This window comes from Geodermatophilus sp. SYSU D00691 (assembly GCF_054050275.1).
The window spans coordinates 1-10,638 of the sequence record NZ_JBJGYZ010000071.1; the positions used below are offsets into that span (position 1 = coordinate 1).

The window sequence follows — 10,638 nt, forward strand, 5'->3', positions numbered from 1 at the left end:
CCGCGCCCCGCCCCGCGCCCCCCCCCCCCCCCCCCCCCCCCCGCCCCCCCCCCCCCGCGCCCCCCCCCCGCGCCCCCCCCTCGGTCGTCACTCAGTCGGCGTAGACGCGGAGGTAGTCGAACCGCGACGTCGCCTGGGGATCCGCGGGGTTGGTCCAGCTGTGCGAGACGAGCCCGATGCGCAGGTCGGATCCCGCGGGCAGGGTCCACACGCCGCCGAGCACCCAGGTCTCGCCGTCGGTGCTGGTCGACGCCTGCAGCTCGCGCTCGCCGTTCTCGTCCGTCCGGTGGGTCAGCCGCAGCCACGTCGTGTCCGCGGGCGGGCCCACGATCGTCCCGCCGTAGGAGAGCCGGCCCTCGTAGGGCATCTCCTTGCCGAACTCCGTCTGCCGGGTGTTCCAGATGGCCACGTGCGACAGCCGCGCGAAGAGGTCGTCGTCCACGTAGGCGATCAGACCGCCCTGCTGGTAGTTGCGGACGTCGTTGATGCCGAGGTCGATGGTCAACTTCGTCTCGGCCGTCCAGTCGCCGTCCGGCACGTCCCGCAGGAGCACGCCGGCGTCGTTGCCGCTGCCGGTCAGGTCGGCGGCCTCCACCGGCCAGACGAGTTGCCCGCCAGCCACATCGGCAGTCTGCGACTCACGCACCCACTCCCAACCGGGCGCCAGCGCGGCTCCGTCGAACTCGTCGCTGTACTCCGGCAGCAGCTGCCCCGGCTGGGGGCCGGGAACTCGCTCGGTCACCAGCTCGGCGGCCGGCAGCGCGGAGAGGTTGTCGAACTGGACGCCCTCGCCCCTCGCCGTCGCACCGGCCGGGCCCTCTGCTCCGCCGCCGGGCACCGTCAGCTCGACCCGGGCGAGCGGGTCGAACAGGCGCGCGTGGGTCAGTTCCGCGGTGGCCACGCCGTCGCGGATCTCGAGCACCAGGCTGTGCCAGTCCTCGTGCTGGTAGCCGGGCGGCAGCGGGGCGGTCTGCTGGCCGGTCACCCGGTTCCCGTCGAGCGTCCGAAGCACGAGCGTCCCGGCGGCCGGGTCGATCACGGCCTCGATCGTGCCGCGCTGACCGTGCCGGCCCCCGGCCAGCAGGCCGTACTCGCCGGTGGACCCGGCGGTGCTGCGCACGTCCGCCTCGACCCGGACGTCGGCCGGCAGCGAGGCACGGCTGAGGATCGTGTGGACGCCGTTCCCCTTCGTCTCCAGCGACGTCCCGGCCTGCGCGTCCTCGACCGTCCGCCACCCGCCGGCGGTCTGCCACGCGCCGTCGACCCCGTCGCTGAAATCGGTGACGGGGCCGGTGGCCGGTCCGGGCTGCTCGTCGTCCGACGCCCACGCGCCCGCGCGGACGGTCGGCCAGCCGTCGATCCAGTCGAGCCGGTCGAGGAGCATCGGCCGCTCGTTGATGCCGTCGGTGCCGGTCAGGTACGGGTCGCCGCGGTCGATCGCGTGGTAGACGGCCCAGTCCTGGCCGGCGAGGTCGGTCACGACGGCGTTGTGGCCGGTGCCGATCCACCGGTTGCCGTTCTGCGCCAGCACCGGCGTGCCGCCGGCGCGCGACTGGTCGAGCGGCACGCCCTCGCGGTCGACGTACGGCCCGGTCAGGCTCTGCGAGCGGCCGACGTGGACGCTGTAGCCGGTGGTCGGGCCGGCGCAGCAGTTCGCCGACGACGCCATCAGATACCACCAGCCGTCGTGCTGGACGACGTAGGCGCCCTCGTACTTGTTGTCGATGGCCACCATGGTCGCGGTGCCGACCGCCTCGGTGCCGTCGTCGTTCAGCTCGGTGACCCAGATGCCGCCGTAGTAGGAGCCGTAGAACAGGTACTCCTCGCCGTCCGGACCGCTCACGTGGTGCGGGTCGAACGTCCACAGGTAGTTGTTCGCTCCCTCGCGACGGGGGTCGACCACCGGGTCGCCGGAGTCCGTCCAGGGACCGGCGGGGGAGTCGGAGAACGCGACGCCGATCGCGTTGTCGCCCGTCTCGGCGGACATGGTGGTCTCGGTGACGACGTAGTAGAGCCGGTACTGCCCGTCCACGTAGCGGATGTCGGGCGCCCAGAGGCCCGCGGTGTCCTCCGCCCAGGCCGGCTTGGTGTCCTCGGTGAAGGCGTCACCGACGTACTCCCAGCTCACCAGGTCCTGCGACCGGGAGATCGGCAGCAGGTGCCGCTCCGTGTCGCCCTCGCGCAGAGGGTCGGTGGTGCCATAGGCGTACCACCAGCCGTCCTTGCCGCGGATGACCGCGGGGTCGGCGTAGGTGTCGGCCACGGGCGCGCTGACCGGGTTGGTGTAGCTGGTCGCGGTGGGCTCGACCGGGCCCGTCGGCGGCGCCCCGGCCGCGGAGCCCGGTGGGGCCAGGAGAGCCAGCCCCAGAGCGGTCGCGGTGACCGCGACGGCACCTCGGACGCGGGTGGACGTGAACACGGCGTTCCCCCTGTCACCTTTACAACGTTGGAACGTGACGAGGGTCACCGTAACGAGTCACGGAGATTCCGCATCTCGAGGCGGTCGGTCAGAGCCAGGCCTCGATCTCGTCGAGCTGCTCGTGGGTCAGCCCGTCGTACAGGTCCGGCGCGACCACGAGCACGTGCGGGTGGGCGGTCAGCCACTCGCCGGTGTCCTCGGCCTGCTCGGCCAGGTCGTCGTCGATCCAGACGATCCGCCGGTCCGGCTCGGCCTCGGCGACCGCGCGGGCGGCGGCCAGCTTCCACCACCCCGACAGTCCGGTCAGCCGGCCGAGGAACCCGACCGGCGCGGCGTCCTCGCGGTGGTGGGTCTTCAGCCCCCGCGGCAGGCCCATGGGCTCGGCCAGCAGCCGGTCCGCGTCCGTCGTCCACGTGGTGAGCCACTGGATCTCCACCCGGCCCGACTCGTGCCACTCCCGCAGCCGGGCGGTCACGGTCGGGTCCCACGACAGCACGAACCCGCGGAACGTCCCGCGCCGCCAGCCCTCGGGCAGCTCCTCCCGCGCCGCGTTCAGCACGCCGTCGACGTCGAGCAGCAGGATCGGGACGGCGGCCATGCTGCGATGGTCCGCCGCCGCATCACCGTCCGCAGTCGATCCGGCGTGCTTCCGATCCGGCTCGCACACCGCCCCGCTCCGCGCCCGCCGCGGGCGTCGCCCGGAGTGGGACGCTTCGTTCCGGAAGGGATGCTTCCCGTCTCTCCGCCCGGCCGAGGTGAGGCCCGATGTCCAGAGCGGCAGTGCGCGCATGGTCCGCCGTCGGCGCCGTCCTCGCCGTCCTCGCCGGGTGCAGCGGCCAGGACGCCGGCAGCCGGGACGGCGGCGGCGCGGCCACGGAACCCGCTCCCGACTGGCGCAACGCGGCCTACACGATCACCTGCGACGGGATCGTGCCCGCCGGCTTCCGCGCTTCCCTCGTCGACGGCACGACGCGGGTCCCCGCCGACGACACGCGGCCGCCGTTCTACGCGTACTACGAGGTGACGTACGAGGGCGAGACCAGCGGCGACGTCGACGGGGACGGCGAGGACGACACCGTCGTCCTGCTGGAGTGCTCGCCGCAGCCGTCCAACGGCATCGTGCAGGAGGTCCAGGTCTTCACCGCCGACGGCGACCTGCTGGCCGAGCTGCCGAGCCCCCGGCTGCTGCGCGAGGGCGTCCACCTCCCGCCGCTCTACGACGCCGAGGGCCTCTCGGTCGAGGACGGCGACGTCGTCGCCGCCATGCTGGCCTACGGGGCCGGCGACTCCCACGCCAGCGGGCCGTCGGTGCCGATCACCGTGCGCTGGCACTGGACCGGCGAGGAGTTCGTCCGCGTCCACGAGGGGTAGCCGCGGAGCCACCCCCGCACGGGTGAGGCCGCTCTCCAGCCGGCCCGCCGACGGGTCGATGACCGGTGCGAACAGCGCTGTGTCGCCGACCCGAGGACCGAGATGAGCAGCACCGTCGTGCGACGGCTCCTGGTGCGCCCCACCGAGCCGGTGGCCTACACCCGGTGGCTGTTCTTCGTCATCGCGCTGGGCTCGTTGCTCACCGTCGTGCCGGGCGCGCTCATCGGGGCCGGGCCCGCCCGCGTGGGCCTGCTGGCCCTCTCCACCCTCACGCTGACCGCCATCTGGACCCACCGCTACCGGTCGCGCCGCGCGCTGCTACTGCTGGACGTCTGCGACGGCCTGGCCACGCTGGGGTTCGCGCTCGCCTGCCCGTGGCCCGCGGTGGCCTTCGGCGTCGTGTTCCCGGCGCTGTGGTTCCGCGGCATGTACGACCGCACGCGGCGGGTGGTCTTCCACGCCGCTCTCATCGCCGCCGCCATGATCACCGCACCCCTGATCTGGGGCATCGTCCCCGGACAGCCCGAGGTGACCGACAGCGCGCCCGTCTTCTCCACGCTGCCGGTGCTCGGCCTGACCGCTCTCGGCGCCCGGCACCTGGCCCTCGGCATGCTCGAGCGCCAGCAGACCCGCGGCCGTGACGCCGCGCTGCGGGAACTGGGCACCAACCTCCTCGGCGTGACCGATCCGAAGGCGATCCGCGCCCAGGGCTGGCGCGCCGTCGCGGAGGTCGCCCGCTGGACGCCGGGGCTGAGCGTCCTCGCCGTCGCGGTGGAGAAGCGGACGCTGCGCGTGGTCGAGCAGACCGGCGACCTCGGGTTCACCTCGCTGCCGTTCGACCTCGTCCGCGGGGGCGGGAACGAGGTGGAGGAGATCCTCGAACCCGGCGTCCTCGGGGACGTCGCCCGCCGCTGGCTGCGGATCCCGCTGCCCTACTTCCCGGGGCACTCGAAGCTCTTCCCGGGCGCGTTCATGCTGGTCGGGGCGCCGGACGGTGTCCCCGGCGAGGCCGTGAACGCGCTGCAGTCGCTGAACAACCAGGTCGCACTGGCCATGCGCAGCAGCCAGGCGCACCGCGATCTCGAGGCGCAGGCGCTCACCGACGCCCTCACCGGGCTGGCCAACCGCGCCGCGTTCACCGCTGCGCTGGAGGAGGCGGCACGGGCGTCGGTCGGCCGGAGCTGGGTGCTCTTCCTCGACCTCGACGACTTCAAGGTGGTCAACGACGGGCTCGGGCACGCCGCCGGCGACCAGCTCCTCCGCCACGTCGCCACCCGCATGCTCGGCGCGCTGCGCGAGCAGGACCTCTGCGCGCGCCTCGGCGGCGACGAGTTCGGCGTCCTGCTGTGCGACGCCGACGAGTCCGAGGCCGGCGCGATCGGCCAGCGGCTGGTCGAGCTGCTCTCGGCGCCTGTGATGCTCGAGGGCCGGCGCACCCAGGTGGGCGCCAGCGTGGGCCTCGCCCGCCTGCAGCCGGGGACGACCGGCAGCCAGGTGGTGCAGCACGCCGACATCGCGATGTACGCGGCCAAGGCGGCGGGCAAGAACCGGGTGCAGTCGTTCACGCCGGCCCTGCTCTCGGACACCTCGGCACTCGAGGCGGAGCTGCGGCGCGCGGTCGACGAGGACCAGTTCGTCGTCCACTACCAGCCGATCGTCTCCACCACCGACGGCCGCTGCGTCGCCGTCGAGGCGCTGGTGCGCTGGGAGCACCCGGTGCTCGGGCTGCGGCTGCCCGGCGACTTCCTCGACGTCGCCGAGCACACCGGCGTCGTCATCCCGATCGGCGAGCAGGTGCTCCGCCAGGCCTGCGCCGACGTCGCCTCGTGGGACGACGGCGACATCGCGCTGCACGTCAACGCCTCGCCGTCGCAGCTCGCGCACCCGCACTTCGTCGCCGTCGTCCGCGACTGCCTGGCCGAGCACGCGCTGGCGCCCAAGCAGCTGATCATCGAGATCACCGAGTCGACCGTGCTCGACTCCCCGGCCGTGCAGGGCACCCTCGACGTCCTCGCCGGGCTTGGCGTCGGGATCGCCGTCGACGACTTCGGCACCGGTTACTCGGCGCTCACCACCCTGCGCACCCTGCCGGTCGACGTCGTGAAGATCGACAAGTCGTTCGTCGCCGGCGCGGCGACCGTGGACGCCGACCAGGCGGTCATCGAGGCCATCGCGCAGATGGCCCACCGGCTCGGCCTGGAGACCGTGGCCGAGGGCGTGGAGCGGCCCGACCAGGAGGACTTCGTCCGGCGGGCCGGGATCACCGCCGTCCAGGGCTGGCTGCACCAGCCGCCGGTGCCGGCGGCGGAGTTCGCGGCATGGCTGGCCCGGGAGTCGGCGCCGGTCGGCGCGTAGCAGTCGCTCCCAGCGGCGCGTCGGTGCCGCGGGTGCCGGTCCCCATCCGGTATCGAGGTCGGGGTGCACGGAAACCCGCTGAAGGCATGGCCGGCCAGCTTTGTCGCCGCGCTGCTGCTCGGCGGGTGCGCCGTCGTGACGCCGGACGCTCCTCCGACCAGCGCGCCGACAGCCGTCGCGGACGACACGGCGACGAGCCCCACGGCTGCTGCAGGCACCGCGCTCGAGGCGCTCGCCGCGATCGAGGTCAAGGGGCGAGCCCCGCGCACCGGGTACGACCGCGACCAGTTCGGCGCCGCGTGGGCCGACACCGACCGGAACGGGTGCGACACCCGCAACGACATCCTGGCCCGCGATCTGGCCGACGAGACGTTCCGGCCGGGCACGCACGACTGCGTCGTCCTGACCGGCACCCTGCACGACCCCTACTCGGGCGAGACCCTCGCCTTCCAGCGCGGCGAGGGGACGAGCGAGGCGGTGCAGATCGACCACGTCGTCGCCCTGTCCGACGCGTGGCAGAAGGGCGCCCAGCAGTGGACGCCGGAGGTGCGCACGGCGTTCGCCAACGACCCGCTGAACCTCCTGGCCGTCGACGGGCCGCTCAACCAGCAGAAGGGGGACGGCGACGCGGCCACCTGGCTGCCGCCGAACCGCTCCTACCGGTGCGGCTACGTGGCCCGGCAGGTGGCCGTGAAGGTCACCTACGGGCTCTGGATGACCGCCGCCGAGCACGAGGCGGTCGGCCGCGTGCTGGCCGGCTGCCCGGACGAGCCGCTGCCGGTCGCCGGTGCGGCTTCGCCCAGCCCGGGGAACGTGGTCTACGCGAACTGCGACGACGTCCGCGCGGCGGGCGCCGCCCCGATCCGGCCGGGGGACCCCGGCTGGCGCGAGGAGTTCGACGGCAACGGCGACGGGGTCGGCTGCGAGTAGGGCCGCGGGTGTAGACCCGTCGCGTGCACCGGATCGCCGTCCTCGACGACTACCAGAACGCCGCCGCCACCTACGCCGACTGGTCTCGGCTGCCCGAGCCGGCCGACGTGGTCGAGTTCCACGACCACGTCGACGACCGCGAGGCGCTGGTCCGCCGGCTGCAGCCGTTCGACGTGATCGTCGCGATGCGGGAGCGGACGCCGTTCCCGCGCGCGCTGCTCGAGCGGCTGCCGAACCTCCGGCTGCTCGTGACGACCGGCGCGCGAAACGCGTCGATCGACGTCGCGGCCGCCGCCGAGCTGGGCGTCACCGTGTGCGGCACGGGCGCGCACCCGTCGGGGACGGCGGAGCTCACGTGGGCGCTGATCCTCGCCGTCGCCCGGCACGTCCCGCAGGAGGACGCCGCGGTCCGCGCCGGCGGGTGGCAGCAGACCGTCGGCCTCGACCTGGCCGGCGGCTCGCTCGGTGTGATCGGCCTCGGGCGGTTGGGATCGCGGGTGGCGCAGATCGGCCAGGCGTTCGGCATGGACGTCGTCGCGTGGAGCCAGAACCTGACGCCTGAGCGTGCCGCCGAGGTGGGGGTGCGGCGGGCGTCCTCGAAGGAGGAGCTCCTGGCCGGGGCGGACGTCGTCACGATCCACCTGCAGCTCTCGGACCGGACCCGCGGGCTGATCGGCCGGCCCGAGCTGTCGCTGATGAAGCCGACGGCGGTCCTGGTGAACACCAGCCGGGGGCCGATCGTCGACGAGCAGGCGCTGGTCGAGGCGCTGCGCGGCGGTGCGATCCACGGCGCGGGGCTCGACGTCTTCGACCAGGAGCCGCTGCCGCGTCACCACCCGCTGCGGGAGCTGCGCCGCGTCGTCCTCACCCCGCACCTCGGCTACGTCACCGCACGGGGCTACGAGGTCTTCTACCGCGAGGCCGTCGAGGACGTCGCCGCCTGGTTTGCGGGTGAGCCGCTCCGCATGCTCACCCCTTAGGTCCTGCAGATTGCCCGTACCGGGACAGCGATGACCGACGGTCGTACGGCGGTGACGACGTCCTGCCTCTGCACCCGCGAGCAGTGAATTACAGGCGCATCCGCGGCGCGCGGAAGCGGGGAACCCGGCTGCGGCTGACCAGCGCCAAGCAAGCAATACCGAACCAGACGACGAACGCCATGGTCCACACAGCGATCAAGAGCATCAGCTTGCAGACCCAGACGAGCAGCTGAATCGCCAGTCCCAGCACCGCTTCCTCCAGTCGAGTGGTCAACCTCCGCAGGCGTTCCGCAGAGTCGTCGACACACGTCAGATCTGGGAAGGACTCATTCGATCTGTCACTCGGTCGAGCGACGGTGCAAGGACGGTCAGCGCCCGCGAAAGCCAGCCGCGCTGCGGCGAGCTCATCCAGCGCATTGTCACGTCGCTGAGTAGACGACCGAGACTTCTAAGGGAAAGCGTCAGGACGTCACTGGGTGGTTCGCCGGCTGGCCGAGCCGCGTCATCAGGCGGTCGGACAGCACGTCCCCATCTGACAGGTCTCAAGCCGAGCGCCAGCGTGCCCGGTCGTCCCCAGGCTTGATCCTGCACACCATCGGGGTGCTCGACTCCGTGATCCCGCTTGCCCCGACGGGCGAGCAGAAGGCTCCTGGGGTGACCGTCTCGCCGGGAGCCGGTCCAGGTGACGGCGCGGGGGCCGGTACGGGAGTGGGAGCCTGCGATGGCGACTGGGTGGCCGTTGGGGCCGTCGGAGCTGGAGGCATGCTCGGCGCGACGCTCGCCGAGGGAAGGCTCATGGTGGAGCTCGCCGGTGGCTGGCTCGTGCTGGAGCTCGGGGTCCTGTCGATCGTCGTGTGTGTGGGGGGCGGAGGGCGGGGCGTCGGCGAGACCGTGGACGTCGGAGTACTGCTGTCGGACGTCGACCGGGTCGCCGCCGAAGGCGCAAGCGTGGCGCCCACGATCATCGCCGTCAGCCCGAGGCCCGCCGCCAGTCCGGCCGCTCTCCGACCGTTGATCAAACCCCGTCGAGCGCGGCCTGCGACAAGGCCTGTAACCCCGACGACCACAGTGATCAGCCCCAAAACGGCGAGACCACCCCGAGACCGCCAGTCGCGAACCCGCCGATCACGAACGCGAGCACAGCCATCACGGCCAGGGCGACGGTCCGCGTGGTGGCGCGAGCAGGCTGGTCGTCCCAGGGCTGCCTGCGCTTCCTGCGACGCCCCGTTGACGGCCAACCCATCGTGCCCCCTCGCATAGATCGGCGAGGACCGTAGCCCAGCCCCTGCGGGCGGCTGTTCCAACTCGCCGCCGGGTGGGACCAGTTGCTCCTGCATGCGCCGGGTGAGGTGTTCATCCCGCCCGCGCGCATCGGCGCGTGTTCTGACGCCTTGGCGGGCGTCGCGACCCTAGGGTCGCGACTCGTCGTTCCACTTTCGGAGAGTGCGTTGTCCCTTCACGTTGCGTCGCGGCTCCCGCGTGCCGCTCTTCTCGCCATGCTGCTGACGCTCGCCGGCTGCGGTTCTGCCCTGTCGGGCACCCCCTCCGCCGACTCGGCGGCACCCTCGTCGACTGCGTCCACGCAGAGCAGTACCGCCGCCCCCGAGCCAGGCGTTGAGGTCCCTGGCGGCGCCGCGCCGCGAACGGCCCTGGCCGTGCTGGCGGAGGTGGAGGTCAAGGGACGTGCTCCGCGCACGGGCTACTCACGCGACTTGTTCGGAGACGGCTGGGTCGACGTCGACCGCAACGGTTGCGACACCCGGAACGACATCCTGGCTCGGGATCTGAGGGACGAGATATTCAGGCCCGGTACTCACGACTGTGTGGTCCTCAGCGGAAGCCTGCTCGATCCCTATTCCGGCCAGGTCGTCGAGTTCCAGCGTGGACCGGAGACCAGTGAGGCCGTGCAGATCGACCATGTGGTCGCACTCTCCGACGCCTGGCAGAAGGGGGCTCAGCAGTGGACGGTGGAGAAGCGCACCGCTTTCGCCAACGATCCGCTGAACCTGCTCGCAGTCGACGGCCCCCTCAACCAGCAGAAGAGCGACGGTGATGCCGCGACGTGGTTGCCTCCCAACCGGACGTACCGGTGCGAGTACGTCGCACGGCAGGTGGCGGTCAAGGCGACCTACGACCTCTGGATGACGGCGGCAGAACGGGACGCGGTCGCAGGAATCCTGGCCACCTGCCCCGACGAGCCGCTTCCGGCTGGCGACAACGTCGGCGCCGTCCAGGCGGTCCCCGAACCTTCCGTGACCACACCGGCGAGCGAGGGAATGCCAGAGCCTGGTTCTGCGACCGTGCTCTACGACGACTGCGCGGCTGTCCGGGCCGCGGGCGCCGCCCCTATCCACCGTGGAGATCCCGGGTGGCGTGACGAGTTCGACGGCGATCTCGATGGCGTCGGCTGTGAGTCGTGATTGGTAGTGGGCCTGGTCTGGCGGACCGGGCGCCGCAGCTAGACGAGTAAGTCCTAACGCCCGGAGAGGCACAGGCCTGTAAGACAGGGCGGAGGGTGCTCAGGCTCTGGTTGTGACGACAGACCTCAACACCCTCCTGACCGGACTCTACGTCTGGATCGAT

General features: G+C 72.5%; 8 protein-coding genes. 5 read left to right on the forward strand and 3 right to left on the reverse strand.

Translation table 11 applies throughout. The features are described from left to right. Window positions 1-91: 91 nt before the first annotated feature. Both ACI797_RS27595 and ACI797_RS27600 read right to left on the reverse strand, forming a co-directional pair. Window positions 92-2,419, reverse strand: coding sequence for a family 43 glycosylhydrolase (locus tag ACI797_RS27595; protein WP_456864003.1), 2,328 nt, complete (start codon window positions 2,417-2,419; stop codon window positions 92-94). 88 nt (window positions 2,420-2,507) lie between these two features. Beyond that, window positions 2,508-3,017, reverse strand: a complete 510-nt coding sequence (locus tag ACI797_RS27600; protein WP_456864006.1) for an HAD domain-containing protein — start codon at window positions 3,015-3,017, stop codon at window positions 2,508-2,510. 167 nt (window positions 3,018-3,184) lie between these two features. On the opposite strand from ACI797_RS27600, the gene ACI797_RS27605 reads away from it, so the two are divergent. From ACI797_RS27605 to ACI797_RS27620, 4 genes are all read left to right on the forward strand, one after another. Next, window positions 3,185-3,790 (forward strand): hypothetical protein, encoded by a 606-nt coding sequence (locus ACI797_RS27605; RefSeq protein ID WP_456864009.1) that lies wholly within the window; start codon window positions 3,185-3,187, stop codon window positions 3,788-3,790. 102 nt (window positions 3,791-3,892) lie between these two features. Then, the gene (locus tag ACI797_RS27610) at window positions 3,893-6,145 is read left to right on the forward strand and encodes a putative bifunctional diguanylate cyclase/phosphodiesterase (protein ID WP_456864012.1); all 2,253 of its coding nucleotides are present in this window, start codon (window positions 3,893-3,895) and stop codon (window positions 6,143-6,145) included. A 63-nt stretch (window positions 6,146-6,208) separates the two neighbouring features. Further along, the gene (locus tag ACI797_RS27615) at window positions 6,209-7,075 is read left to right on the forward strand and encodes a GmrSD restriction endonuclease domain-containing protein (RefSeq protein WP_456864014.1); all 867 of its coding nucleotides are present in this window, start codon (window positions 6,209-6,211) and stop codon (window positions 7,073-7,075) included. A gap of 23 nt (window positions 7,076-7,098) precedes the next feature. Continuing rightward, window positions 7,099-8,055 (forward strand): D-2-hydroxyacid dehydrogenase family protein, encoded by a 957-nt coding sequence (locus tag ACI797_RS27620; protein ID WP_456864017.1) that lies wholly within the window; start codon window positions 7,099-7,101, stop codon window positions 8,053-8,055. A gap of 88 nt (window positions 8,056-8,143) precedes the next feature. Here the strand turns inward: ACI797_RS27620 and ACI797_RS27625 are convergent, their stop codons facing one another. Further along, window positions 8,144-8,305 (reverse strand): hypothetical protein, encoded by a 162-nt coding sequence (locus ACI797_RS27625; RefSeq protein ID WP_456864020.1) that lies wholly within the window; start codon window positions 8,303-8,305, stop codon window positions 8,144-8,146. Between the two features lie 1,246 nt (window positions 8,306-9,551). Here ACI797_RS27625 and ACI797_RS27630 point away from each other — a divergent pair. After that, window positions 9,552-10,475 (forward strand): GmrSD restriction endonuclease domain-containing protein, encoded by a 924-nt coding sequence (locus ACI797_RS27630; protein WP_456864023.1) that lies wholly within the window; start codon window positions 9,552-9,554, stop codon window positions 10,473-10,475. Window positions 10,476-10,638 lie beyond the last annotated feature (163 nt).

Excerpts from the sequence above, each read along its gene's own strand:
- ACI797_RS27600 (WP_456864006.1), bottom strand. The coding sequence starts at position 3,017 with ATGGCCGCCGTCCCGATCCTGCTGCTCGACGTCGACGGCGTGCTGAAC.
- ACI797_RS27605 (WP_456864009.1), top strand. The coding sequence starts at position 3,185 with ATGTCCAGAGCGGCAGTGCGCGCATGGTCCGCCGTCGGCGCCGTCCTC.
- ACI797_RS27610 (WP_456864012.1), top strand. The coding sequence starts at position 3,893 with ATGAGCAGCACCGTCGTGCGACGGCTCCTGGTGCGCCCCACCGAGCCG.
- ACI797_RS27630 (WP_456864023.1), top strand. The coding sequence starts at position 9,552 with ATGCTGCTGACGCTCGCCGGCTGCGGTTCTGCCCTGTCGGGCACCCCC.